The 22,487-nt window shown below is 65.3% G+C and carries 24 protein-coding genes; 3 read left to right on the forward strand and 21 right to left on the reverse strand.

Annotated features, from left to right (window positions below; genetic code table 11):
• Nucleotides 1-231: 231 nt before the first annotated feature.
• From HNP46_RS06180 to HNP46_RS06215, 8 genes are all read right to left on the reverse strand, one after another.
• Nucleotides 232-810 (reverse strand): hypothetical protein, encoded by a 579-nt coding sequence (locus HNP46_RS06180; protein ID WP_184586842.1) that lies wholly within the window; start codon nt 808-810, stop codon nt 232-234.
• Between the two features lie 120 nt (nt 811-930).
• Complete coding sequence (locus HNP46_RS06185; protein ID WP_184586844.1) at nt 931-1,656, reverse strand: hypothetical protein; 726 nt, start codon at nt 1,654-1,656, stop codon at nt 931-933.
• A complete protein-coding gene (locus HNP46_RS06190) occupies nt 1,653-2,246 on the reverse strand; it encodes an RNA polymerase sigma factor (protein WP_184586846.1) in 594 nt (197 codons plus the stop codon). Before HNP46_RS06190 ends, HNP46_RS06185 begins: the two co-directional genes overlap by 4 nt.
• Before the next feature lie 258 nt (nt 2,247-2,504).
• Nucleotides 2,505-3,944, reverse strand: a complete 1,440-nt coding sequence (locus HNP46_RS06195; protein WP_184586848.1) for a PLP-dependent aminotransferase family protein — start codon at nt 3,942-3,944, stop codon at nt 2,505-2,507.
• Nucleotides 3,945-4,048: 104 nt separating this feature from the next.
• The gene (locus HNP46_RS06200; RefSeq protein ID WP_184586849.1) at nt 4,049-4,684 is read right to left on the reverse strand and encodes a response regulator transcription factor; all 636 of its coding nucleotides are present in this window, start codon (nt 4,682-4,684) and stop codon (nt 4,049-4,051) included.
• 153 nt (nt 4,685-4,837) lie between these two features.
• Nucleotides 4,838-5,650, reverse strand: a complete 813-nt coding sequence (locus HNP46_RS06205) for an OmpA family protein (protein WP_184586851.1) — start codon at nt 5,648-5,650, stop codon at nt 4,838-4,840.
• On the reverse strand, nt 5,647-5,991 hold the full coding sequence (locus tag HNP46_RS06210) for a DUF4398 domain-containing protein (RefSeq protein WP_184587018.1): 345 nt from the start codon (nt 5,989-5,991) through the stop codon (nt 5,647-5,649). Before HNP46_RS06210 ends, HNP46_RS06205 begins: the two co-directional genes overlap by 4 nt.
• Nucleotides 5,992-6,019: 28 nt before the next feature.
• The gene (locus tag HNP46_RS06215) at nt 6,020-6,847 is read right to left on the reverse strand and encodes a substrate-binding periplasmic protein (RefSeq protein WP_184586853.1); all 828 of its coding nucleotides are present in this window, start codon (nt 6,845-6,847) and stop codon (nt 6,020-6,022) included.
• A 97-nt stretch (nt 6,848-6,944) separates the two neighbouring features.
• On the opposite strand from HNP46_RS06215, the gene HNP46_RS06220 reads away from it, so the two are divergent.
• Complete coding sequence (locus HNP46_RS06220; protein WP_184586855.1) at nt 6,945-7,895, forward strand: alpha/beta fold hydrolase; 951 nt, start codon at nt 6,945-6,947, stop codon at nt 7,893-7,895.
• Between the two features lie 62 nt (nt 7,896-7,957).
• Here the strand turns inward: HNP46_RS06220 and fabV are convergent, their stop codons facing one another.
• The 3 genes from fabV to HNP46_RS06235 all read right to left on the reverse strand — a co-directional run bounded on the left by fabV (nt 7,958) and on the right by HNP46_RS06235 (nt 11,062).
• Complete coding sequence (gene fabV, locus HNP46_RS06225; protein WP_184586857.1) at nt 7,958-9,154, reverse strand: enoyl-ACP reductase FabV; 1,197 nt, start codon at nt 9,152-9,154, stop codon at nt 7,958-7,960.
• Nucleotides 9,155-9,368: 214 nt separating this feature from the next.
• Nucleotides 9,369-10,313, reverse strand: a complete 945-nt coding sequence (locus tag HNP46_RS06230; RefSeq protein ID WP_184586859.1) for an electron transfer flavoprotein subunit alpha/FixB family protein — start codon at nt 10,311-10,313, stop codon at nt 9,369-9,371.
• On the reverse strand, nt 10,313-11,062 hold the full coding sequence (locus tag HNP46_RS06235) for an electron transfer flavoprotein subunit beta/FixA family protein (protein WP_184586861.1): 750 nt from the start codon (nt 11,060-11,062) through the stop codon (nt 10,313-10,315). Before HNP46_RS06235 ends, HNP46_RS06230 begins: the two co-directional genes overlap by 1 nt.
• Before the next feature lie 309 nt (nt 11,063-11,371).
• Here HNP46_RS06235 and HNP46_RS06240 point away from each other — a divergent pair, with 309 nt between their 5' ends.
• Nucleotides 11,372-13,060, forward strand: coding sequence for an electron transfer flavoprotein-ubiquinone oxidoreductase (locus HNP46_RS06240; protein WP_184586863.1), 1,689 nt, complete (start codon nt 11,372-11,374; stop codon nt 13,058-13,060).
• 108 nt (nt 13,061-13,168) lie between these two features.
• Here the strand turns inward: HNP46_RS06240 and HNP46_RS06245 are convergent, their stop codons facing one another.
• The 5 genes from HNP46_RS06245 to HNP46_RS06265 all read right to left on the reverse strand — a co-directional run bounded on the left by HNP46_RS06245 (nt 13,169) and on the right by HNP46_RS06265 (nt 17,041).
• Nucleotides 13,169-13,747 carry a DUF1285 domain-containing protein gene (locus HNP46_RS06245; protein WP_184586865.1) on the reverse strand — a complete coding sequence of 193 codons (579 nt, stop codon included), beginning with the start codon at nt 13,745-13,747 and terminating at the stop codon, nt 13,169-13,171.
• Nucleotides 13,744-14,355 carry a DUF4823 domain-containing protein gene (locus HNP46_RS06250; protein WP_184586867.1) on the reverse strand — a complete coding sequence of 204 codons (612 nt, stop codon included), beginning with the start codon at nt 14,353-14,355 and terminating at the stop codon, nt 13,744-13,746. Before HNP46_RS06250 ends, HNP46_RS06245 begins: the two co-directional genes overlap by 4 nt.
• 64 nt (nt 14,356-14,419) lie before the next feature.
• Complete coding sequence (locus HNP46_RS06255; RefSeq protein ID WP_184586869.1) at nt 14,420-15,313, reverse strand: radical SAM protein; 894 nt, start codon at nt 15,311-15,313, stop codon at nt 14,420-14,422.
• Nucleotides 15,314-15,339: 26 nt separating this feature from the next.
• Nucleotides 15,340-16,308: a GTP 3',8-cyclase MoaA gene (locus tag HNP46_RS06260; RefSeq protein WP_184586871.1), complete on the reverse strand. Its 969-nt coding sequence runs from the start codon at nt 16,306-16,308 to the stop codon at nt 15,340-15,342.
• A 94-nt stretch (nt 16,309-16,402) separates the two neighbouring features.
• Nucleotides 16,403-17,041 carry a TetR/AcrR family transcriptional regulator gene (locus HNP46_RS06265; protein ID WP_017517621.1) on the reverse strand — a complete coding sequence of 213 codons (639 nt, stop codon included), beginning with the start codon at nt 17,039-17,041 and terminating at the stop codon, nt 16,403-16,405.
• Nucleotides 17,042-17,125: 84 nt separating this feature from the next.
• On the opposite strand from HNP46_RS06265, the gene HNP46_RS06270 reads away from it, so the two are divergent.
• The gene (locus tag HNP46_RS06270) at nt 17,126-18,259 is read left to right on the forward strand and encodes an aminotransferase class V-fold PLP-dependent enzyme (RefSeq protein ID WP_184586873.1); all 1,134 of its coding nucleotides are present in this window, start codon (nt 17,126-17,128) and stop codon (nt 18,257-18,259) included.
• 264 nt (nt 18,260-18,523) lie between these two features.
• On the opposite strand, the gene HNP46_RS06275 is transcribed toward HNP46_RS06270, so the two are convergent.
• From HNP46_RS06275 to mltG, 5 genes are all read right to left on the reverse strand, one after another.
• Nucleotides 18,524-19,300, reverse strand: a complete 777-nt coding sequence (locus tag HNP46_RS06275) for a TatD family hydrolase (RefSeq protein WP_184586875.1) — start codon at nt 19,298-19,300, stop codon at nt 18,524-18,526.
• Nucleotides 19,301-19,374: 74 nt separating this feature from the next.
• Nucleotides 19,375-19,731 carry a PilZ domain-containing protein gene (locus HNP46_RS06280; RefSeq protein ID WP_024764484.1) on the reverse strand — a complete coding sequence of 119 codons (357 nt, stop codon included), beginning with the start codon at nt 19,729-19,731 and terminating at the stop codon, nt 19,375-19,377.
• Nucleotides 19,732-20,754: a DNA polymerase III subunit delta' gene (locus HNP46_RS06285; protein WP_184586877.1), complete on the reverse strand. Its 1,023-nt coding sequence runs from the start codon at nt 20,752-20,754 to the stop codon at nt 19,732-19,734.
• Complete coding sequence (gene tmk / locus HNP46_RS06290; protein ID WP_184586879.1) at nt 20,747-21,379, reverse strand: dTMP kinase; 633 nt, start codon at nt 21,377-21,379, stop codon at nt 20,747-20,749. Before tmk ends, HNP46_RS06285 begins: the two co-directional genes overlap by 8 nt.
• Entirely contained in the window at nt 21,376-22,485 is a 1,110-nt protein-coding gene (gene mltG, locus HNP46_RS06295) for an endolytic transglycosylase MltG (RefSeq protein ID WP_184586882.1), read from the reverse strand. Before mltG ends, tmk begins: the two co-directional genes overlap by 4 nt.
• Between the last annotated feature and the right edge of the window lie 2 nt (nt 22,486-22,487).

Consider the following 22,487-nt stretch of genomic DNA (forward strand, 5'->3'; position numbering starts at 1 on the left):
CGTAGGGCGCATAACGCGCCAGCGTTATCCGCCGTCGCGGCATCGGCGGATAACCCGCCCCGGGTTATTCGCCCTACCCAAGGCGACGAGTTCGCCGCCTCTCCCCCAGGAGCGAACCTCGTCCGGCAATTCCGTCGCGGTGGAAGCGGTCGTCAGTGGGAATGTCCGGTAGATCGCCTGGCAGCGACTCGCGAAGAGGCTCCGCTCCTGCAGAGGCCCATCCAGCAACACTCAGTGGCGGAACTCGAACTGCACCTCGGCACCCTTGATGTCCGAGTGCCAACTGTCGTCGTTGGACTCGCGTTCGTTGACCTCACGCTGGATCAACCGGCCGCCCACCGCAAAGGGGCTCTGTCCGGTCTTCTCGCCGAACATCTGCGGCAGGATGGGCTTTTCTTCGTCCAGCTTGGTCGCCGGCGCGTCGGGCTCCAGTTGCTGGACCAGCTCCTTGGGCAGGCGCAGGTCCAGCTTCACCGGCGGCAGTTCCTTCTTCACCACCGGATCGACCGGTTTCTTCACCTGCGCGGGCGTCTTCGAAGGCGCCTTGGCCTCGGGCTTGATCGCGGCCTCGACGGCTGGCGCCTTGGGCGAAGCCACGGCCTTGGCCGCCGCCGGCTTGGCTTCGGACTCGCGCGGCTGCTCGGCCGCCGGGCTAGGCGCGGGTTTGGGCGCAGGGGGGCTGACTGGCGCGGGCGCAGTGGCGGGCGCAGGCGGCGGAGTGGGGACTGCCGCCTTGTCCTTGTGCTCGTCACCACAGGCGGCGAGCAACAGAATGAGGCTGGCAGCGATGAAAGTTCGAGTCATCTTCATGGGCTGGCCGTCAAAAAACCGCGCACTGCTGGCGCGAGATTCCATGCTGAGCAAATGGCTTGCCACCTGGCAAGCCATTTGCCACTTTCAGTCTGACAGACAGGCCCTGAACCTGGCCTGTCATTGATCAAGCATGTCAGGCAATTCCTTCAGAGCCTTGTCGATGTCCAGGCCAGGGAAGCGCTGGTGCAGGCTCTCCCGCACTCGAGCCGCCTCCTGCGCTTGCCCGTCACGCTGCAGATCGCGCAGATGCAGCAGGCTGATACGCGGCTCATCGACCTCCTCGGCCAACGCCTGCGCCTTTCCTTGCGCCAGTGCGCCCGGCTCTGCCTGGGTATCGGCAAGGGCACGAGTCTCGGCCTGGGCCTCGGCTTTCATTTCGTCCGCCATCGCCTTCTTGCTCATCGACGAAGGCTTGGCCAGCTCTTCCCTGGATGCGCCGGCAGCGGCGCTGTCCAGTTGCGGCGCAGCGAGTCTCGGCTCGGCCGCATAGGGCGCAACAGCCGGAGCCGCCGGTGGCGCCATGGCCGGAGCGGGCGCTGGCGCGCGCATCATCGCCGGGGATGCCGGCGCGTCGAAGCGCTGCGGAGCTTCTTCGTAGGTGCGCAGGGTCAGGCTCAGGCCAACTCCCAGGGTTGCCAGGCCAGCCACCGCGACGCCCCAGCGCTGGCGGCTGCCGGCGCCCAGCAGCCAGTGGTGCAGGCGCTGGGCGAATCTCGGCTGCTTCTCCTCCACGGCAGCACGGGCGGCGGCCAGGATGCGCGCATCCAGCTGCGCCGACGGCTGCTCGGCGCTGTGCCGGCGATAGTGGTCGAGCATTTGCTGCTCGTGCGGATCGCGGTTCATGGGCTCACCTCCTCGGTCGCCGCCGGGTCCGACAGCAGCCGGCGCAACTTCTGCATCGCGTAGCGCAGACGGCTCTTCACCGTTTCGGCCGGGGTATGGGTCAACTCGGCGATCTCGTTCAGCTCCAGGTCGCCGTGGGTGCGCAGCAGGAAGACTTCGCGCTGCTCCTCCGGCAGGGCTTCCAGCGCGCCCTGCAGGCGTTGCTGGTCGCGGCTGAGGCTCAGCTCGCGCTCCGGGTCGGCGCTGTCATCCGTCAGCGCCTCGGCGTGCAGCTGCTCGTCGAAACTCTCCTGGCGGCCCTGATGCCGGCCGAGCTTGCGCCAGTGGTCGATCAGGCGGTTGCGGCCGATCTGGTACAGCCAGGTCTTGAAGCTGGCCGCGCCCTGGGGCTGGCTCTGGCTGCGGACCAGGCTCAGCCAGGTTTCCTGGAACACTTCCTCGGCCTGGGCGTGGTCACCGCACAGGCCGCAGAGAAAGCGGAACAGGCCCAGGCGGTGGCGAGCATAGAGTTCGGCGAAGGCGTCGGCCTCGCCCTGGCGGTAACGGCGCAGCAACGCCGCGTCGCTGTCGTCCTTGAGGGGTATCTTCAACTCTCTCGATCCGTGTCGATGCAGGTGTCGGCTGGCAACGCGCCAGTTGCCCAGTATCGCCGATGTCACGCGCGGCGGCGCAGCCTTCGCGTGTCCGAGGCTGGTGAGCAGGAGGAGCTGGCTGTCGAGCGGCACCGCGGCGACCTCGTCGGGAGTTCAATACCCTTGGACGAGGCCGCGTGGGAAAACGGGTTAATGCCCCGTAGGAGCGGACTCCGGCGCGCTGCGGAGCTATCGCGGACGGAGTCCGCTCCTACCCTAAGCGGCGATCAGCTCCTCCTGGCACAGCTGGCAGGCCAGCATGCCGAGGGTCATGATCGCCCGCTCGGCCTCGCGGTCCCAGGGGATGCCGCAGGTCAGGCGCAGGCAGTTGTTGAACTGCTCGGTGTTACTGAAGATCAGCCCCGGCGCGATGCTGATGCCCTGCTCCAGCGCGCGCACGTGCAGTTCCTTGGTATTCACCTTGGCCGGCAGACTGACCCAGAGGATGAAGCCGCCCTTGGGCCGGGTCATCTGCGTGCCCTCGGGGAAGTACTGCTGCACCGCCAGTTGGTAGGCGGTCATGTTCTTGCGGTACTCCTGGCGGATATAGCGCAGGTGCCGGTCGTAGCCGCCGTTCTCCAGGTAGGCCGCCACGCCCATCTGGGTGACGGTGCACGCCGAATGGGTGGTGAAGGTCTGCAGGCGGCGGATTTCCTCCTGGTAGCGCTCGGCGATGATCCAGCCGATGCGCACGCCGGGAGAAATGGTCTTGGAGAAGCTCGAGCAGTACACCACCCGGCCATCACGGTCGTGGGCCTTGAGTGCCTTGGTCTGGCCCTGGTCGAACATCAGCTCGCCGTAGATGTCGTCCTCGATCACGCCGATGTTGTGGTCAGCGGTGAGCTTGAGCAGCGCCTTCTGGCGGTCTTCCGGGATGGTCCCGCCCAGCGGATTGGACAGCCGCGCGGTGAGCACCAGCGCCTTGATCGGCCACTGGTTGGCGGCCAGCTGCAGGGCTTCCAGGCTGATGCCGGTGAGCGGGTCGCTGGGGATTTCGATGACCTTCAGGCCGAGGATATCTGCCAGCTGCAACAGGCCGTAGTAGCTCGGCGACTCGGTGGCGATCAGGTCGCCGGGACGGGTCATCACCCGCAAGGCCATGTGGATGGCGTCCACGCAGCCGTGGGTGATGGTCACCTGGGTCGGATCGACCACCACGCCGGCATCGCGCATGCGGATCGCCACCTGGCGGCGTAGCGGCTCGTAGCCTGGGCTGAACATGTAGCTGAAGGCGCGTGGGCTGGAGAAGCGGGTGACCTTGGCCAGCTGCTGGTGCAGCGCGCGCACCGGCAGGTAATCCACGTGCGGCACGGCGGCGCCCAGCGGGAACACGCCTTCGCGGCGCGCCTCGGCGAGTACCTGGTTGATGATGCTGCTGCGGGTGACCAGGCCGGGCCGCTCGACCCGGGCGATGTCCGGGGTCGAGGCGGTCAGCGCCGGCGTGCGGTGCACGTAGAAGCCGGACTGCGGGCGGGCACGGATCAGGCCCTGGTCTTCGAGGGTGGCGTAGGCCTGCAGTACCGTGGCGTGGCTGACGTTGAGCTGGGTGCTCAACTTGCGCACGGACGGCACGCGCTCGCCCGGCTGGTAGACGCCACGACGGATGTCTTCGGCCAGTTGCTGGGCGATGCGCTGATACAGAAGCAGATTGGACATGGCGGCCATCCCTCGGGCATTGAACCGAAACAGTAGCCAAAAACAGTTAACTGTTCCAGAACAGTCGGACAGATTCCGTCCGATACAGTTGCCACCGCGCCTTGCTACAGCTCTCCGAGCCAGTCCAGCAGCCCGGCCACCACCAATTGGGCATCACTGGTGATGCCCAGCTTCATCATCGCGTTGCGCTTGTGGGTGCTGATGGTGGAGACGCTGCGGTTGGTCCGCTCGGCGATCTCGCCCACCGTGGCGCCGTGGGCCAGGCGACGGATGATGTCGATCTCCGTGGGGCTCAGCGGTTTGCCACTGTGGCGCGGCGGCCGCAGCATCGGGTCGATGTACACCTCGCCCTTGCGGATGCGGGCGAAGGCTTCGTCGAGCAGGTGCAGCGGATTGCGCTTGCACACGTAGCCCACCGCGCCGCACTTCACCACGGCGCTGGCCAGCAGCGGCGCGCCCATGATCGAGTAGACCAGGATGCGCACGTCGGGATGGTGGCGCTGGATCCACTCCACCAGGTGCACGCCATCGCGGCCGCGCGCGCCGGGCAGGGCCAGTTCGATGATGATCAGGTCGATGTCCGGCTGGTGGCTCAGCGCCTCCAGCAGGCTATCGGTATCGCTGACGAAGGTCTGCACCTGCGCCAGCCGGTTCTCTGCGAGGTAACGCTCCAGGCCCCAGCCGATCATGGGCTGCGGGTCGGCGACGATCACCTTGGGTAATGGTTTTTCGGACAGCATCGGTCTCTCTCGTTCATGGCGCCCCTACAGGGGATTAGCCGTACCCGGGCATTTTCGCCAAGGTGCGACTCGAACGAATTCGAGATGCCCCATGCAAAAGGCCCCGCAACGAACAGTCCGGGGCCTTTGCTGTGTCGCGATGTTACGCGCGAATCAACGCTGGGCGCCGAGCTGGCCCTTCTCGTCGGAGAACACGATCTCCACCCGGCGATTCTGCGCGCGCCCCAGGGAAGAGGCGTTGTCCGATATCGGGTAGGCCTCGCCGTAGCCCTGCACCAGCACGCGTTTCTCGTCCACGCCCAGGTCGGTCAGCGCGTCCGCCACGGCCTGCGCGCGGTCCTTGGACAGTTGCAGGTTCTGCTCGCCGTCACCCTCGGCGTCGGTGTAGCCCTCGATGCGCACTATCCGGCGCGGATTGAGCTGGAGGAACTGCACGAGCTTGAGCACGGTGCGATTGGCAGCGGGCTTGAGGTCCGCCTCGCCGCTGTCGAACAGCACGTCGCCGAGGGTCAGCACCAGGCCACGCTCGGTCTCGTTGGTGGCCAGGCTGACCATCTGCTGCTCCAGCCACTTGCTCTGCTCCTGCACGCCCAGCAGGCGCGCTTCGCGCATTGCCAGCTGCAGGCGCTCGCGCTCCAGCTGCTGCTTGGCCAGGCGCTCCTGGTTCAGCGCCAGGCTGCTGTGCTCGCGGGCGATCTCGCTGTAGCGCTGGCTGAGGTAGGAGTACTGCAGCACGTCGTCGCTGCTGCCCCAGTAGTTGGACAGACGCTCGGCACGGGCCAGCGACTCGCCGGCGCGGATCACGTCCTTGGGCGCGCTGCGCAGCACCGCGGAGTCTTCCTTCACCGACTGGAACTGGACGCGCGCCTGTTCCAGGGACTTCTCGCTGAGCTGACTGTTGGCGCAACCGGCCAGCGCCGCCAGGGACGCCAGCGCCCCAAGGCGCAACAGTTGCACGGGAGTCATTGCACTTCTCCCAACTGTTTGCGCAGGCGGTTGATGCTCTTGCCCTGCTCTGCCAGTTGCTCGGTGCTCTTGCGGGTCAGCTCCTTGGCCTCGGCCAGGCGCGCGTCGAGTTCGGCCTGTTCGGCCAACTGCCGCGCCTTCTTGTTCGAGCCGACCGCCAGGGCACCCCTGGCCGCCTGGTACTTGTCCTCGGCCAGCTTCAGCTCGGCCAGATCATCGGTGGCGCCCACGGCCTTGGCCTGCTCCAGCGCCTGCTCGGTGAGGCGCATCTGCTCGTTGGGTGCCGGGTCGTTCGTCGCACAGCCGGCCAGTGCAAACAAGGCCAGGCCGGCGACCATCATCCGTCGCTTGATCACGAAATCTGTTGTCCTACTCGGTGGGAGTGCTGGCAGGCTGCAGCTGCTGTGCCTTCCAGCGGGCCAGGTTGTCCTGCAGCAGTCGCTGCGGGACTCCGGCGGCCGTCAATTCTGTCATCTTTTGCGCCAGTTGTCCGCGCAGCCACGGGTCGTTGCAGGCCGAGTTGTGCGCAACCGTCAGGTACAGCCCCTCGCTGGAGATCGGCGGCTCCAGCGGCTGCAGGTCATCGGCCATGCCCAGGGTGTCGGCGACCGCCAGGCCGGGGTAGTGCTCGTAGATCACGTAGTCGGAGCGCTTGAGCAGCAGCTTCTGGAAGGCCTGGGTCAGGCTGGGCACCTCTTCCAGGGTCAGCTCCTGCCGGGCATAGTTGTCGAAGTCCTGGCCGAAGCTGTTGTTCACCAGGGTGCCACCCTTCAGGCCCTTGAGGTCTTCGCGGCTGGTGTAGGGGGCCGTCGCATCCTTGCGCATCCACACCACGTTGTCGGTGGTGAGGAAGGCCGGATGGATGTAGTCCATGGTCTCCAGGCGCGCCGGCGTGAGGAAGGCCCCGGCGATCAGGTCGACGCGACCCAGTCGCGCCTCTTCCTGGGCGCGCGCCCAGGAACCGGAATAGATCACCCGGATATTCACGCCGACAGCCTTGCCGATCTGTTCCAGCAGGTCGGCATTGGCGCCGATCAGGCGCTCCGGCTGCGCCGGGTCGCGCCACAGGTAGGGCGGGTACTCCGGATTGCCGGTGGCCACCAGGCGCTCGCACTTGCCGGCGGCTGCGCCGGCCAGGGGAACGGAGAAAGTCACCAGCAACAGCGCCGCACGGATCAGCGTGGAGCAATCAGGCATCGGTAGTCTCACTCGCCAGAAGAAAGAACGGCCATGCTTAGAGCCGCAAAATGCTAGCGTAAAGCACACCGCCCCGATTTGGTAATAAGGACTTCTCATGAAGAAAGCCCTTCTGGCCCTTCTCCTCGCAATAGCCGTCGCCGCTGGCGTGCTCTACGCCTTCCCAGCCACCCTGCTGGCAACTGCGCAGTACGTCGAAAGCGCCCGCGCGAGGCTGTCCAGCAACAGCCTGCAGGTCGACGACCTGGACATCGCCTACTACGAAGGCGGCCCGGACAAGGCCCAGACCATCCTGCTGATCCACGGCTTCGGCGCGGACAAGAGCAACTGGCCGCGCTTCGCCCGCTTCCTGACCAAGGACTACCACGTCATCGCCGTCGACCTGCCGGGCTTCGGCGACAGCAGCAAGCCCGAGAACATCAGCTACGACGTCGGCACCCAGGCCGAGCGCCTGGCGGACTTCATGCGCGAACAGGGCATCGGCCGCTTCCACGTGGTGGGCAACTCCATGGGCGGGCATATCGCCGCACTGCTGGCCGCGCGGCATCCCAACGAAGTGCTGTCGGTGGGCCTGTTCGACAACGCCGGGGTGATGGCGCCGCAGCAGAGCGAACTGTTCCGGCGCATCCTCAATGGCGAGAGCAACCCACTGGTGCTGCGCTCGGTGGACGACTTCCCTGCCCTGCTCGACTTCGTCTTCGTGCAGAAGCCGCCGCTGCCGGCGCGGCTGCGGGATTACCTGGCCGAGCGCTCGCTGCAGCGCAGCGCGTTCAACGCCATGGTCTTCCAGCAGTTGCGGGATCGCTACATCCCGCTGGAGCCGGAACTGCCGAAGATCACCGCACCGACCCTGCTGCTGTGGGGCGACCGCGACCGGGTGCTGGACGTCTCCAGCATCGAGGTGATGAAGCCACTGCTGAAGAAGCCCAGCGTGGCGATCCTGCGCGATTGCGGCCACGTGCCGATGATCGAGCGCCCGGAGGAAACCGCCCGCCTCTACCTGGACTTCCTCCAACAGAACCACGGGCCGGTGACGGCAGCGAACTGATCCGGACGGATAAAGCAGAAACGGCGCCCTGGGGCGCCGTTTCTGTTTCTACCGAGTCGAACTCAGAGCTGGATCAGGTTCGGGATCTTCACGTCCGGATCGACGTCCTGCTCGTAGTCCACACCAGCGATCTCGAAGCCGAACAGGCGCAGGAATTCGGACTTGTAGCCGGTGAAGTCGGTCAGCTGGTACAGGTTCTCGTTGGTCACCTTGTCCCACAGGTCCTTCACGGTGTCCTGCACGTCCGGCTGCAGCTCCTTGGAGTCGGCGCGCAGGCGGCCATCGGCGTCCAGGTGCGGCTCGGCGCCGTACAGGCTCTCGCGGAACAGGCCGTCGACCTGCTCGATGCAGCCTTCGTGGGTGCCCTTCTCCTTCATCACCTTGAACAGCAGCGACAGGTACAGCGGCATCATCGGGATGGCCGAACTGGCCTGGGTGACCACGGCCTTGAGCACGGAAACGCGGGCGTCACCACCGGTGGCAGCCAGCTTCTCGCGAATGCCCAGGACCTTCTGGTCCAGGTCCTTCTTGGCGGCGCCGATGGAGCCGTTCCAGTACAGGTCGTGGGTGATCTCTTCGCCCAGGTAGGTGAAGGCAGTGGTCTTGGCGCCGTCGGCCAGCACACCGGCTTCCTGCAGCGCATCGATCCACATCTGCCAGTCTTCGCCGCCCATCACGGCAACGGTGTTGGCAATCTCGGCCTCGGTGGCCGGCTCCATCACGCTTTCCTTGATCACTTCCTTGTCGGTGTCCAGACCACGGAAGTTGACAGCCTTGCCGACCGGCTTGAGCACGGAGTTGAAGACCTCGCCGGTCTTCGGATGGGTACGGCGCGGGGCGGCCAGGCTGTAGACCACCAGGTCGACCTTGCCCAGGTCCTGCTTGATGGTGTCGATGGTCACTTGCTTCACTTCATCGGAGAAGGCGTCGCCATTGATGCTGCGCGCATACAGGCCCTTGGCCTTGGCGAATTTCTCGAAGGCAGCGGAGTTGTACCAGCCGGCGGTGCCCGCCTTGGTCTCGCTGCCCGGACGCTCGAAGAAAACGCCCAGGGTGTCGGCGCCGGCGCCAAAGGCGGCGCTGATGCGCGCGGCCAGGCCGTAGCCGGTGGAGGAACCGATGACCAGGACCTTCTTCGGACCGTTGGCGATGGGGCCGTGCGCCTCGACGTAGTCGATCTGTTCCTTGACGTTGGCTTCACAGCCGGTCGGGTGGGTAGTGACGCAGATGAAGCCACGCACGCGCGGTTTGATGATCATGAAAACCTCGGTAGCCAGGTGTCGATTGAACACATTCAGGAACTGGAGACGTCGCGCATTGTAGATGAGACACCTTCGGCCGTGGACTTCCGGGCAAAGATTCGTGACCAATGGGTCAGCAGCGCGGCAAAACCATCATTTCCCGAGCGAAATCAGGGACCTGAAATGAAAGAACCCGCCACGGGGGCGGGTTCCTTCACTGAGCGAAAAAGGCTTAGACGGCCTTTTCCAGCTCCGGTACGGCTTCGAACAGGTCGGCGACCAGGCCGTAGTCGGCAACCTGGAAGATCGGCGCCTCTTCGTCCTTGTTGATCGCAACGATCACTTTCGAGTCCTTCATGCCCGCCAGGTGCTGGATGGCGCCGGAGATACCGACGGCCACGTACAGCTGCGGAGCAACGATCTTGCCGGTCTGGCCGACCTGCATGTCGTTGGGCACGAAACCGGCGTCAACGGCAGCGCGGGAAGCGCCGACGGCAGCGCCCAGCTTGTCGGCCAGGGAGTAGAGGATGCTGAAGTTGTCGCCATTGCCCATGCCACGGCCACCGGAAACGACGATCTTGGCAGCGGTCAGTTCCGGACGGTCGGACTTGGCCAGTTCTTCGCCAACGAAGGCGGACTTGCCGGCATCGGCCGGGCCGGAAACGGCTTCAACAGCAGCCGAACCACCTTCGGCAGCGACGGCGTCGAAGCCGGTGCCACGCACGGTGATGACCTTGATGGCAGCCGAGGACTGCACGGTAGCGATGGCGTTACCGGCATAGATCGGGCGCTTGAAGGTGTCGGCGCTGACCACTTCGGTGATCTCGGAAATCTGGTCGACGTCCAGCAGGGCGGCAACGCGCGGCAGGAAGTTCTTGCCGTTGGTGGTCGCGGCGGCCAGCACGTGGCTGTAGCCATTGCCCCCGCTCTCTTTCACAAGAGCAGCGATCAGCGGAGCGACGTTCTCCGGCAGCTGGTGAGCGTAGGCGGCGTTGTCGGCGACCAGCACCTTGGCGACGCCAGCGATCTTGGCAGCGGCTTCGGCCACGCCACCGACGTTCTGGCCAGCGACCAGAACAGCGATGTCGCCACCGATCTTCTGCGCAGCGGCAACGGTATTCAGAGTGGCAGCGCCCAGTGCGCCGTTGTTGTGCTCAGCGATTACCAGGATAGCCATCAGATTACTTTCGCCTCGTTCTTCAGTTTCTCGACCAGTTCGGCAACGGACTTGACCTTGATGCCAGCGCTACGGGCAGCCGGAGCTTCGACTTTCACGGTCTTCACGGTGGAAGCGGTGGAAACGCCGAGGGCGTCCGGGGTCACCACGTCCAGCGGCTTCTTCTTCGCCTTCATGATGTTGGGCAGCGACGCGTAGCGCGGCTCGTTCAGGCGCAGGTCGGTGGTGACGATCGCCGGCAGGTTCAGGGCAACGGTCTGCAGGCCGCCGTCGATTTCACGGGTGACATTGACCTTGTCGCCAGCCACTTCCACCTTGGAGGCGAAGGTGCCCTGGGCGTAGCCGGTCAGCGCCGCCAGCATCTGGCCGGTCTGGTTGTTGTCGCTGTCGATGGCCTGCTTGCCGAGGATGACCAGCTGCGGCTGCTCTTTGTCGACAATGGCTTTCAGCGCCTTGGCGATGGCCAGGGAGCTCAGTTCTTCGTTGGATTCAACCAGGATGGCGCGGTCGGCACCCAGAGCCAGCGCGGTGCGCAGTTGCTCCTGGGCAGCGGTCGGGCCGACGGAGACCGCGACGATCTCGGTGGCGACGCCTTTCTCTTTCAGGCGTACGGCCTCTTCCACGGCGATTTCGCAGAAGGGGTTCATGGACATCTTGACGTTGGCGAGATCGACGCCGGAGTTGTCCGCCTTGACGCGGACCTTGACGTTATAGTCAACCACTCGTTTGACAGCTACAAGAACCTTCATGGATTCCTCGTTTTTCTCCGGTGAATAGGAATGTCGCCAGACAGGCCTGGCTGGTAGTGCACGCCATCTGCGACTACATCCAGCGCAACGCGACCGCAAAACCGCAGGTATCTTGACCGCATCGACCGGGCTGGTCAATACGCGAAAATACCCCTTCATAAGCCGCGGACCTTGATTCTATCAGGGTTACGCGCGATTCAAACAAACGTTTGTATTGCGCTCGATAAAGGGTTTAGATATAGCAACAGGTCTAGCTATAATGCGCCCCGCTCCAACCGGGTGGGGGCATGCCCATCCCATACCTACAAAATGCCCAGAGCCTTGATTCAGGAGAGATCGATAGTGGAACGCGAATTTATGGAATTCGACGTCGTCATCGTCGGCGCCGGCCCTGCCGGTCTGTCCGCCGCATGCCGACTGAAGCAGAAGGCCGCCGACGCCGGTCAGGAAATCAGCGTCTGTGTGGTCGAGAAGGGTTCCGAAGTGGGCGCCCACATCCTCTCGGGCGCCGTGTTCGAGCCCCGCGCGCTGAACGAGCTGTTCCCCAACTGGAAGGAACTCGAAGCGCCGCTCAACACCCCCGTCAAGCGCGACGACATCTATGTGCTCAAGAGCCCGGAAGCGGCGGCCAAGGTGCCGAACTTCTTCGTGCCCAAGACCATGCACAACGAAGGCAACTACATCATCTCCCTGGGCAACCTGTGCCGCTGGCTGGCCCAGCAGGCCGAAGGCCTGGGCGTCGAGATCTACCCGGGCTTCGCTGCCCAGGAAGCGCTGATCGACGAGAATGGCGTGGTCCGCGGCATTGTCACCGGTGACCTGGGCGTCGACCGCGAAGGCAATCCGAAAGAGGGTTACTACACCCCGGGCATGGAGCTGCGCGCCAAGTACACCCTGTTCGCCGAAGGCTGCCGTGGCCACATCGGTAAACAGCTGATCAAGAAGTACAAGCTCGACAGCGAAGCCGACGCCCAGCACTACGGCATCGGCATCAAGGAAATCTGGGACATCGACCCGTCCAAGCACGAGCAGGGCCTGGTGGTGCACACCGCCGGCTGGCCGCTGAACGACGACAATCCGGGCGGCTCCTTCCTCTATCACCTGGAGAACAACCAGGTCGTAGTGGGCCTGATCATCGACCTGTCCTACACTAACCCGCACCTGTCGCCCTTCGATGAGTTCCAGCGCTACAAGCACCACCCGGTGATCAAGCAGTACCTGGAAGGTGGCAAGCGCGTGGCCTACGGCGCTCGCGCCATCTGCAAGGGCGGCCTGAACTCGCTGCCGAAGATGGTCTTCCCCGGCGGCGCACTGATCGGTTGCGACTTGGGCACCCTGAACTTCGCCAAGATCAAGGGCAGCCACACCGCCATGAAGTCCGGCATGCTGGCCGCCGACTCCGTGGCCGAAGCGTTGTTCGCCGGCCGCGAAGGCGGCGACGTGCTGAACAACTACGTCGATGCCTTCAAGGGCAGCTGGCTGTACGACGAGCTGTTCCGCAGCCGCAACTTCGGCGCGGCGATGCACAAGTTCGGCGCCATCGGTGGCGGTGCGTTCAACTTCATCGACCAGAACATCTTCGGCGGCAAGATCCCGTTCACCCTGCACGATACGACCCCGGACTACGCGACCCTGAAGAAGGCCAGCGAAGCGCCGAAGATCGATTATCCGAAGCCGGACGGCAAGATCAGCTTCGACAAGCTGTCCTCGGTGTTCCTCTCCAACACCAACCACGAGGAAGACCAGCCGATCCACCTGAAGCTGGCCGACCCGAGCATCCCGGTTGGCAAGAACCTGCCGCTCTACGACGAGCCCGCGCAGCGTTACTGCCCGGCCGGCGTGTACGAAGTGGTGAGCAACGACGACGGCAGCAAGCGCTTCCAGATCAACGCCCAGAACTGCGTGCACTGCAAGACCTGCGATATCAAGGACCCGGCCCAGAACATCACCTGGGTTGCCCCTGAAGGCACCGGCGGTCCGAACTACCCCAACATGTAATGGGGTGAGTGGTCACGAAAAAGGCTCCCGCGGGAGCCTTTTTCTTTGCAAGCTAAGTACTTGTAGCGAAGAGCGGAAAGGACTACTGGCCGCGTTCCGACCAGCAGGTCACGGCTGCGGCGCAATGGGGAAGAACTGCCCCGAACTCCAGACACCCAGCCAGGTAACACCGTCGATCTCGCGGGGAACCGCCAGTTCCACCAGTTGGTAGAACACATTGCGGTGGATCAGCGCCTCCAGGTTCACCCGCACCAGCACGTAGGGCGACGGCTCCTGGGTCTGCGGGTCCAGCTCGACGCGGATCGGATGCTCGGCATCGGCCACCACCTCGTCCTCGACGTTGGTAGTGAAGCGCAGCACCTGCTGCTCGCCCTCCCCCTCCACCGCCAGGGTGACCGCGACGAATGGCGCGTCATCCACGGTGATCCCGCACTTCTCCACCGGCGTGACGAGGAAATAGTCGTCGCCATCGCGACGGATGATGGTGGAGAACAGCCGCACCATGGGCTTGCGGCCGATCGGCGTGCCCAGGTAGTACCAGGTGCCGTCGCGGGCGATACGCATGTCGATATCGCCGCAACAATCAGGGTTCCACAGATGCACCGGCGGCAGGCCCTTGTCCTTGCTGGCGGGAATCTGCGCCAGCAGGTTGCCGGCCCGGTCCGATTGCGTCTGTGGATCAGTCATTGGTACTCCTCTCGCGTCTTCACCCCCAGCAGGCTGCGGGCATAGTCTTCCAGCGGGCGCCCGATCAGGTCCTCGGGGCTGGCGTCATAGAATGTCAGAAAACCGCCACGACTGCGGATAGTCGCACTGTCCACCAGGTAGCGGTTGTCGGTCTCGATCAGCATCACCTGGATCACGCTGCGGTCGCGGCCCACGGCGTTGTCGGTGTCTTCGTACTGCTCGTAGGTCCCGGCATTGTCCTCCCCACGGGCGAAGCGCGTATACAGCAGATAACTGGCGCCCGCCGATCGCGCTTCCTGCATCGCCCCCTCCAGCCCCAGAGGGCTCTTGGCCCGGCGCACCAGCGGGAAGTACTGGACGAAGCCGTTGAACGCCTCTTCCGCCACCACGTTGGGCCGCGCGTAGGGATGCCCCGGCGGCACGAACGGCCCCTGGGCGATATAGATGAAGGAGTCCTGCTGCAACCGCCAGTTCGAGGTGCGGCGCGTCTGGCTGTGGTCGAGGAAGCCGGCGTCGCGCAGGTAATAATCCGCGCCGTCGGCCAGGTCGCTGGGCTTCATGCAACCGCCCAGGGCGGCGAAGGCAAGGATGAGGATCAGGTAGCGCATGGAAAGTCTCCGCAGCCGGCGACGGAAAACCGGCATTCGGGCAGACAATGCAGCTTCCGCGCCATCACAGGCCGCGCTGCCATTCCTGGCGCAGGTGCGCGCGTTGCGGTTGCTCGATGGCCTGGCGGACCTGGGCCAACAGCTTCGCCTTGTCCGCCCCCAGGGTGCCCTTGAGCACCAGGTAGTTGGACGCGTGATCGCTGCGGAATACCGTGTCGCGCAACTCCAGCGCGCTCAGCAGGCGCTCGACCTCGACGAACAGCTGCGCCTGGGACAGCGGCTGGAAGTCCGGGAAGCCGGCGCGATAGCGCTCCTCGCCGGTGGGGAAGCTCACCACCAGGGTGGAGAGGAACTCCGGCTGCGCTTCGTTCATCAGGCGCGCCGAGTTGTCGGCGTGCTGGGCGCTCAAGGTGCTGCCGCCCAGGCCGTTGAGAATCATCACCGAGCGCCTGATCCCCGCCTCGCCCAGCTTCTGCAGGGCGTCCAGGGTGGAGGCATAGGTCTCGCCCTTGTTCACCCGCGCCAGCACTTCGTCATCACCGGACTCAGCGCCGACGTAGGCCATGCGCAGGCCGGCATCGGCCAGCTCCTTCAGCTCATCGACCGACTTCTTGCGCAGGTTGCGCGGCAGGCAGTAGCTGGACACGCGATCCACCTCCGGCAGGTGCTCGCGGATCGCGCGCAGGATGTTGAGCAGGCGCCGCGTCGGCAGCACCAGCGCATCGCCGTCGGCGAGGAACACCCGCTGGACGATCAGACGCTCGCCGCAGCGGCGGATTTCCTCCAGCACTTCGGCCTCGTCACGGGCGCGAAACTTCTTCTGCGGCTGCGTGTACATCTCGCAGAAGCCGCACTGGTTCCAGGAACAGCCATTGGTCACCGGAAGAATCAGCGAGTGCGCCTCGCTGGGCGGGCGGAACACCGGCTCGATGTAGGAAATGGGGAATTCGTTGGGCATGGGCTAATCAGGTCTTGAGGGCGATCTCAGCCGCCGATGATCTTCATGATGGTGACGCCGCCGGAGAAGGCGACTTCCTGCTTGTCGGCCAGGGCGCGCACCAGCAGCCGCTGCAGGGCCGGCAGGGCCTGGTGGCGCGGCTTGTCCAGCAGGTCGCCGACGTAGTGGCGGTTGCTCGAGGACAGGCAGCCATGCAGCCAGCCGGTGGACGACAGGCGCAGGCGCGAACAGGTCCGGCAGAACGGCACGCTCTCGTTGGCGATCACGCCGAAGAAGCCCTGCCCCGGCACTTCATAGCGGATGGCCGTGGCGTCCACCGGCGCATTGGCCTGGATGTAGGGGTGGCGCTCGCCGATCAGCTCCAGCAGTTCCTGCAGGCTGACGAACTGCTGGTGGAAGCCGTTCGGATCATGGGCCAGGTGGCCCATGCGCATCAGTTCGATGAAGCGCAGCTCGAAGCCGTGCTCCAGGCAGTAGTCCAGCAGCGGCAGCACCTGGTCGAGGTTCTGCCCGCGCAGCGGCACCATGTTGAGCTTGATCTTCAGGCCCGCGGCGCGAGCTTCGTCGAGCCCCTTGAGCACGGTGGCCAGATCACCGCCACGGGCAATGCGGCGGAAGGCCTCGGCATCCAGGGTATCGAGGGACACATTGAGGCGGCGGATACCGCAGTCCAGCAACAACGGCAGCTTCTTCGACAGCAGCTGGCCGTTGGTGGTCATGGCGATGTCCTGCAGGCCCAGGCGGCTGACGCCGTTCAGGAAAGCGTCGAGCTTCGGGCTGACCAGCGGCTCGCCGCCGGTGACCCGCAGGCGCTCGATGCCGGCCGCCTCGATGAGGTAGGCGACCCCGCGCACCAGCGACTCGGCAGGCAACTCGTCCTGGGCGGCGACCAGGCGCTTGCCATCCGGCACGCAGTAGGTGCAGGCGTAGTTGCACGCGGCGGTCAGGCTCACCCGCAGGTTGCGGAAGCGCCTGCCCTGGCGGTCGACGATCATGCTCGGCTCCGATGGGGATCACTCATGCCAGTATATCCCCACCCTCGCCACAAGCCCTGTCGCACCGACGACGATGGGCGAACCGAATGACGACTCAGGCGGCCGGTGTATCGCCGTCGCGCTTGCGCTTGTTGCCCATGCGCACGCCGATGTCCATGAGGAACTGGAAGAAGCCCTCCTGATCCTCCAGCACGTCGCGCCAGAACGGCGAGTGGTACAGCGCCACGGCGCCGTGCACCAGCGCCCAGGCCGCGCAGTAGTGGAAGTAGGCCGGCACGTCTTCCAGCTTGCCCGCCGCGATGCGTTCCTTGATCAGCTGACTGAGGCGCTCGAAGTTGGATTCGCGAATCTTGTGCAGCTCCTCGACCATCTCCGGGACCTGGCTGGTCTTCACCACCTTCTCTTCCAGGCGGTCGAACAGGCGGTAGCGCTGCGGATCGCGCATACGGAACTCGAAGTAGGCGCGCGACAGGCGCTCCTTGTCACGGGCGACGTCTTCGGAGTGGAACAGGTCGGCCAGATCGCGCTCGTAGTCCAGCATCAGGCGCAGGTAGATCTCCGCCTTGGACTTGAAGTGCTTGTAGATGGTGCCTTTGCCGATACCCACCGCATCGGCGATCATTTCGACCGTGACACTGTCTTCGCCCTGTTCGAGGAACAGCTTGAGGGCGGTGTCGAGGATTTCCTGTTCGCGACGACGGAATTCGCGAACCTTGCGCGGCTCTTTCTGCATAAAAAGACTGTTCGGTCAAAAATAGTCAAAATTCGAAGCCGCGTATTATGCCTATTCAGCGCCAAATTGCACGGACCATCCGACATGATCAGCTTTTCTTCCGAGTTTCCCCAACAAGACGGCCTGCGCTACCTCAACCACGCGGCCGTGGCGCCCTGGCCCAAGCGCGCTGCAGACGCCGTCGCCGCCTTCGCCCAGGAGAACATCCTGCAGGGCGCCCGCGACTATCCGCAGTGGCTGACCATCGAGAAGCGCCTGCGCGAACGCCTGATGCGCCTGGTTGGCGCGCAGTCCACCGGTGACATCGCCCTGGTGAAGAACACCTCCGAGGCGCTGTCCTTCGTCGCCTTCGGCCTCGACTGGCGCGCCGGCGACCAGGTGGTGATCAGCGACCAGGAGTTCCCCTCCAACCGCGTCGTCTGGGAAGCGCTGAAACCGCGCGGCGTGGAGGTCATCCAGGTGAGCCTGGACGGCGCGGATCCCGAAGGCGAACTGCTCGCCGCCTGCACCCCGCGCACCCGCCTGCTGTCGATCAGTGCCGTGCAGTACGCCAGCGGCCTGCGCATGGACCTGGAGCGTCTGGGCGTCGGCTGCCGCCAGCGTGGCGTGCTGTACTGCATCGACGCCATCCAGCAATTGGGCGCCCTGCCCTTCGACGCACAGGCCTATGACTGCGCCTTCGCCATGGCCGACGGCCACAAGTGGATGCTCGGCCCGGAAGGCCTGGGGGTGTTCTATTGCCGCGCCGCCGAGCGCGAGCAACTGGCCCTGCAGGAGTACGGCTGGCACATGCTGGAAAACGCCGGCAACTACGACCTCGCCGACTGGCAACCAGCGCGCAGTGCGCGGCGCTTCGAGTGCGGCAGCCCGAACATGCTCGGCGCCGTGGCGCTGGAGGCGAGCCTGAGCCTGCTGGAGGAAGTGGGCATGGCGACCGTCGGTGAGCTGGTGCAGGCACGCGTGCAGCAACTGCATGACGGCCTGGGCCGTATCAGTGGCGCCGCGCTGCACAGCCCGCTGGACCCGGCCCGTCGCGCCGGCATCCTGACCTTCAGCCTTGCCGGCTGGGACAATACCCGCCTGCTGGAGCGCCTGCGCGCCGAGCAGGTGGTGTGTATCCAGCGTGGCGCGGGCATCCGCTTCTCGCCGCACTTCTACACCAGCGAGGCGCTGATCGAGGAAACCCTGGGATTGATCGATGGCCTGGCGGGCCAGTAACGCAGGCGCGGCCGAGAAAGCTGCTCAGCCCGGTGTGATGTATTCCAAATCCGTTTAAAAAACACCGGGCACCCTGTGGCAGGCGCCGCATCTTGGCCAATACTGATAGATACCGGTGCGCGGCATCTCCCCCCAAGTGCCCCGCCGGTGAAGGTACCGAGGATCGCGTACCTTATTGTTACACTCCTAATGGTCTTGACCCGGATTCATCCCCCAGAACCCGGGTTTTTTTTGCGCGCAGGAAAAGTATCTGCGCTGACACGATCAGACGGCGAGCGGGAACAGCCGACGGAAGTTGGCGGTGGTCTGCTCGGCCAGGGTCTCGAAGCTCACCCCGCGCAGCACCGCCAGGTACTCGGCCACTTCACGCACGTACTCGGGCAGGTTCGGCTTGCCGCGATGGGGAACCGGTGCGAGATACGGCGAATCGGTCTCCACCAGCAGGCGGTCCACCGGCACCTGGCGCGCCACTTCGCGCAGCTGCTCGGCATTGCGGAAGGTGACGATGCCCGACAGCGAGATGTAGAAGCCGATATCCAGCGCCGCCTTGGCCATTTCCCAGTCTTCGGTGAAGCAGTGCAGCACGCCGGCCTGCGGCAGCGCCGCCTCGCGCAGCAGCGCCAGGGTGTCAGCGCGGGCTTCGCGGGTATGCACGATGACCGGCTTGCCAGTGACCTTCGCGGCCTCCAGATGCAGGCGGAAGGCTTCCTGCTGCAGCTCGGCGGCCTCGGGCTCGTAGTGATAGTCCAGGCCGGTCTCGCCGATGGCCACCACGCGCGGGTGGTTCAGCTCGCCCAGCAGCCAGTCCAGCGCCGGCGCGGCACCCGGCTCCAGGTCCAGCGGGTGGACGCCCACCGAGCAGTGCACGTCGGCGTAGCGGTCCGCCAGGTCCTTCACTGCCCTGGCATTGTCCGCACTCACGCCGATGCACAGGAACTGGCTGACGCCACGGGCGCGGGCAGCGTCCAGCGCGGCATCCAGCGAGCCGTCGTGGGCGGCCAGATCGAGACGATCGAGGTGGCAGTGGGAATCGACCAGCATGAAAACTTTCTCCGGAAAATGACGAAGCGCCCGATCGGGCGCTTCGTGCTTGCAGCCTGTAAAGCCTGCGGATTCTACATGGTATGGGTGGGGCGATCCGACTTCAGCGCGCCGGCGAGGTAGGTCTCGATCTTGTTGCGCGCGGTGTTGTCACCATCGTTGAACTGCACGCCGATGCCGGCAGCGCGGTTGCCCTGGGCGCCCCGCGGGGTGATCCAGACGACCTTGCCGGCTACCGGGATCTTCTCCGGCTCGTCCATCAGGTTGAGCAACATGAAGACCTCATCGCCCAGCTTGTAGGTCTTGTTGGTCGGAATGAACAGCCCACCGTTGCGGATGAACGGCATGTAGGCGGCATACAGCACGGATTTGTCCTTGATGGTCAGGGACAGGATTCCGTTACGCGGACCCAGATTTGGTGGCAAGCTCATTCAGCTGTCCTGGCAGATTTTTCCGATGGCCGGATTATAGCCCGGCCCGGGCAGACTTGCCCACTGTACGAGCAAGGCTTCGAGAAGCAGGGCACGGTTGAGATTGGCCTTGCCCAGGACTTTCTGCCGCTGCGCGAGCAGCCAGTCCTGCATGGCCAGCACCTTGGGCTGCGAGGCTTTCTGCGCCAGGTACTGCACCACCTTGCTCATGTCGGCGAGGCCAAGCCCCGCCTCGTCACGCGCCAACTGGTAGCGCAGGACGAGCAGCGACCAGTCGCAGAACCAGTCGAAGAGCAACGGCAAGGGTACGGCATTCCAGCTGTCGGCCAGCTGACTTGGGGCAATCTGCTGCTTGAGCAGCTTTTTCACGCCATCCACCACCTGCGCACGCTGCTCGCGTACACCCTGCCCCTGCAGGCGCTGGGCGGTGAGCGGCGAACCACCGGCCAGCACCAGCAGTTCATCGAGGACTTCCGGCGCTTCGCCCGGCAGCGCCTGGGCCAGCCAGGCGCGCGCCTGCTCGGCGCTGGGCTGCGGGCAGGCCTGCTGCACGCAGCGGCTCTTGATGGTCGGCAGCAGGCGGCTGGGCTGGTGGCTGATGAGCAGCAGCACGGTGTTGCCCGACGGCTCTTCCAGGCTTTTCAGCAGGGCGTTGGCGGCATTGAGGTTCATCGCCTCGGCCGGTTCCAGCAGCACCACCTTGCGCCCACCCAACTGCGCGGTCTGCACCACGAAATTCACCAGCTCGCGTACCTGGTCGACGCGAATCGGCTTCTCCGCCTCTTCCGGCTCCAGCAGGAAGTAGTCCGGATGGGTACCAGCGGCGAGTAACAGGCAAGCCTTGCATTGCCCGCACGCCTTGCCGCCCGCGGGGCGCTGGCAGAGCAGGAAATGCACGAAATTTTCCGCCAGCACACGCTTGCCGATACCGGCCGGACCATGCAGCAGATAGGCGTGGGCGTGCTGCGGGCGATTGCCCAGCTGCTGCCAGAGCCCCTGCTGCCAGGGATAGATATCAGCCATGCAGGCGCTCCAGCAGGGTCGGCAGCAGGCCGTCGAGGTCGCGCTGCACTTCGACCAGCGTCTGCGCGGCATCGAGGATGTGATAGCGCCCCGGCTCGGCGCGGGCGCGATCCAGATAGGTATTGCGCACCGCGTCGAAGAAGGCGCGACCTTCCTGCTCGAAGCGGTCCAGGCGACCACGGGCCGCCGCACGGGACAGGCCGATTTCCACCGGCAGGTCGAACACCAGGGTCAGGTCGGGACGCAGGCTGCCCTGGACGAAGCTTTCCAGCTGGGCGATGCGCTCCACCGGCAGGCCGCGACCGCCGCCCTGGTAGGCGTAGGTGGCGTCGGTGAAGCGATCACAGAGCACCACGGCGCCGCGCGCCAGGGCCGGGCGAATCACTTCGGCAATGTGCTGGGCACGGGCAGCGAAGACCAGCAGCAGCTCGGTATCCACCGCCATCTGCTCGTCGCTGGGGTCCAGCAGCAGTTCGCGGATGCGTTCGGCCAGCGGCGTGCCGCCGGGCTCGCGGGTCAGCTGGACCTCGATGCCACGCTCGCGCAGGCGTTCGGCGAGGTACTCGCGATTGGTGCTCTTGCCCGCGCCTTCGGGGCCTTCCAGGGTGATGAACAGGCCGCTCACTGGGCACTCTCCTTGTCTTGCGGCACCGCCGGTGCATCGGCGGCGGGTGCGTCGGTTTCCGGCGTCGGCGCCGAGACGGGCGCCGGACTGGATCGGTAGTCGGCGCGGCGCTTGATCTGGAACTCCTGGACGGCCCTGTTGTGGTCGTCGAGGTTGTCGGAGAAGGTGTGGCTGCCATCGCCACGGGCGACGAAGTACAGGCTCTGCCCTTGCACCGGGTTGAGCGCGGCATGGATCGCCTCGCGGCCGGGCAGCGCGATGGGCGTCGGCGGCAGGCCGGCAATCACATAGGTGTTGTAGGGCGTCGGCGTGCGCAGGTCGGCGCGGGTGATCTTGCCGGCATAGCGTTCACCCATGCCGTAGATGACGGTAGGGTCGGTCTGCAGCAGCATGTTCTTCTGCAGACGGCGCACGAAGACGCCGGCGATCTGCCCGCGCTCCTGGGGTACGCCGGTCTCCTTCTCCACCAGCGAGGCCATGGTCAGTGCCTGGTAGGAGTCCTTGTAGGGCAGGTCCTGGGCGCGCTTGTCCCATTCCTCGGCGAGGATACTGTCCATGCGCTGGTAGGCATGCTTGAGGATATCGACGTCCTTGGTGCCGCGGACGAAGCGGTAGGTGTCGGGGAAGAAGCGGCCTTCCGGGAAGACACCGGGCTTGCCCAGCCTGGCCATGACCTCGGCGTCGCTCAGGCCATTCAGGGTCTGCTCCAGCTTGGGCTGACGGGCGAGCAGTTCGCGCACCTGGCGGAAGTTCCAGCCTTCGACCAGGGTCAGGCCGTACTGCACCACCTCGCCCTCGCGCCACAGGTCGAGCAGCTGGGCAGCAGTCATGCCGGGCGTCAGGCGGTATTCGCCGCTGTGCAGGGCCTCGCCGGCCAGGTTGAAGCGCCAGTACAGACGTAGCCAGAAACCACCGTGCAGGACGTCCTCGTCCTCCAGGCGGGTCAGCAGGCGGCCGGGGGTGGCGCCGCTGGGAGCGTCGAGCAGACGCTCTTCGGTGAGCTGGAGCGGTTGCTGCAAGGCACGGTGCTGTTCCCAGGCACCCAGGCCGAGCACGAGCCCGGCCAGCAGCAGGCCGCCTTCCAGCAGCACCAGCAATTTGCGCATCA

It is taken from the genome of Pseudomonas nitroreducens, from assembly GCF_014204515.1.
Classification (GTDB): domain Bacteria; phylum Pseudomonadota; class Gammaproteobacteria; order Pseudomonadales; family Pseudomonadaceae; genus Pseudomonas; species Pseudomonas nitritireducens_A.

What these genes read in the sequence shown, in the direction of transcription:
- HNP46_RS06250 (WP_184586867.1), bottom strand. Translation starts at nt 14,355, where the DNA reads ATGCGCTACCTGATCCTCATCCTTGCCTTCGCCGCCCTGGGCGGTTGC.
- HNP46_RS06285 (WP_184586877.1), bottom strand. Translation starts at nt 20,754, where the DNA reads ATGGCTGATATCTATCCCTGGCAGCAGGGGCTCTGGCAGCAGCTGGGC.
- HNP46_RS06195 (WP_184586848.1), bottom strand. Translation starts at nt 3,944, where the DNA reads ATGTCCAATCTGCTTCTGTATCAGCGCATCGCCCAGCAACTGGCCGAA.
- HNP46_RS06270 (WP_184586873.1), top strand. Translation starts at nt 17,126, where the DNA reads ATGATCAGCTTTTCTTCCGAGTTTCCCCAACAAGACGGCCTGCGCTAC.
- HNP46_RS06230 (WP_184586859.1), bottom strand. Translation starts at nt 10,313, where the DNA reads ATGGCTATCCTGGTAATCGCTGAGCACAACAACGGCGCACTGGGCGCT.
- HNP46_RS06245 (WP_184586865.1), bottom strand. Translation starts at nt 13,747, where the DNA reads ATGACTGATCCACAGACGCAATCGGACCGGGCCGGCAACCTGCTGGCG.
- fabV (WP_184586857.1), bottom strand. Translation starts at nt 9,154, where the DNA reads ATGATCATCAAACCGCGCGTGCGTGGCTTCATCTGCGTCACTACCCAC.
- HNP46_RS06255 (WP_184586869.1), bottom strand. Translation starts at nt 15,313, where the DNA reads ATGCCCAACGAATTCCCCATTTCCTACATCGAGCCGGTGTTCCGCCCG.
- HNP46_RS06260 (WP_184586871.1), bottom strand. Translation starts at nt 16,308, where the DNA reads ATGATCGTCGACCGCCAGGGCAGGCGCTTCCGCAACCTGCGGGTGAGC.
- HNP46_RS06185 (WP_184586844.1), bottom strand. Translation starts at nt 1,656, where the DNA reads ATGAACCGCGATCCGCACGAGCAGCAAATGCTCGACCACTATCGCCGG.
- HNP46_RS06265 (WP_017517621.1), bottom strand. Translation starts at nt 17,041, where the DNA reads ATGCAGAAAGAGCCGCGCAAGGTTCGCGAATTCCGTCGTCGCGAACAG.
- mltG (WP_184586882.1), bottom strand. Translation starts at nt 22,485, where the DNA reads ATGCGCAAATTGCTGGTGCTGCTGGAAGGCGGCCTGCTGCTGGCCGGG.
- HNP46_RS06240 (WP_184586863.1), top strand. Translation starts at nt 11,372, where the DNA reads ATGCCCAGAGCCTTGATTCAGGAGAGATCGATAGTGGAACGCGAATTT.
- HNP46_RS06235 (WP_184586861.1), bottom strand. Translation starts at nt 11,062, where the DNA reads ATGAAGGTTCTTGTAGCTGTCAAACGAGTGGTTGACTATAACGTCAAG.
- HNP46_RS06280 (WP_024764484.1), bottom strand. Translation starts at nt 19,731, where the DNA reads ATGAGCTTGCCACCAAATCTGGGTCCGCGTAACGGAATCCTGTCCCTG.
- HNP46_RS06205 (WP_184586851.1), bottom strand. Translation starts at nt 5,650, where the DNA reads ATGACTCCCGTGCAACTGTTGCGCCTTGGGGCGCTGGCGTCCCTGGCG.
- HNP46_RS06180 (WP_184586842.1), bottom strand. Translation starts at nt 810, where the DNA reads ATGAAGATGACTCGAACTTTCATCGCTGCCAGCCTCATTCTGTTGCTC.
- HNP46_RS06200 (WP_184586849.1), bottom strand. Translation starts at nt 4,684, where the DNA reads ATGCTGTCCGAAAAACCATTACCCAAGGTGATCGTCGCCGACCCGCAG.
- HNP46_RS06220 (WP_184586855.1), top strand. Translation starts at nt 6,945, where the DNA reads ATGAAGAAAGCCCTTCTGGCCCTTCTCCTCGCAATAGCCGTCGCCGCT.
- HNP46_RS06215 (WP_184586853.1), bottom strand. Translation starts at nt 6,847, where the DNA reads ATGCCTGATTGCTCCACGCTGATCCGTGCGGCGCTGTTGCTGGTGACT.
- HNP46_RS06275 (WP_184586875.1), bottom strand. Translation starts at nt 19,300, where the DNA reads ATGCTGGTCGATTCCCACTGCCACCTCGATCGTCTCGATCTGGCCGCC.
- HNP46_RS06210 (WP_184587018.1), bottom strand. Translation starts at nt 5,991, where the DNA reads ATGATGGTCGCCGGCCTGGCCTTGTTTGCACTGGCCGGCTGTGCGACG.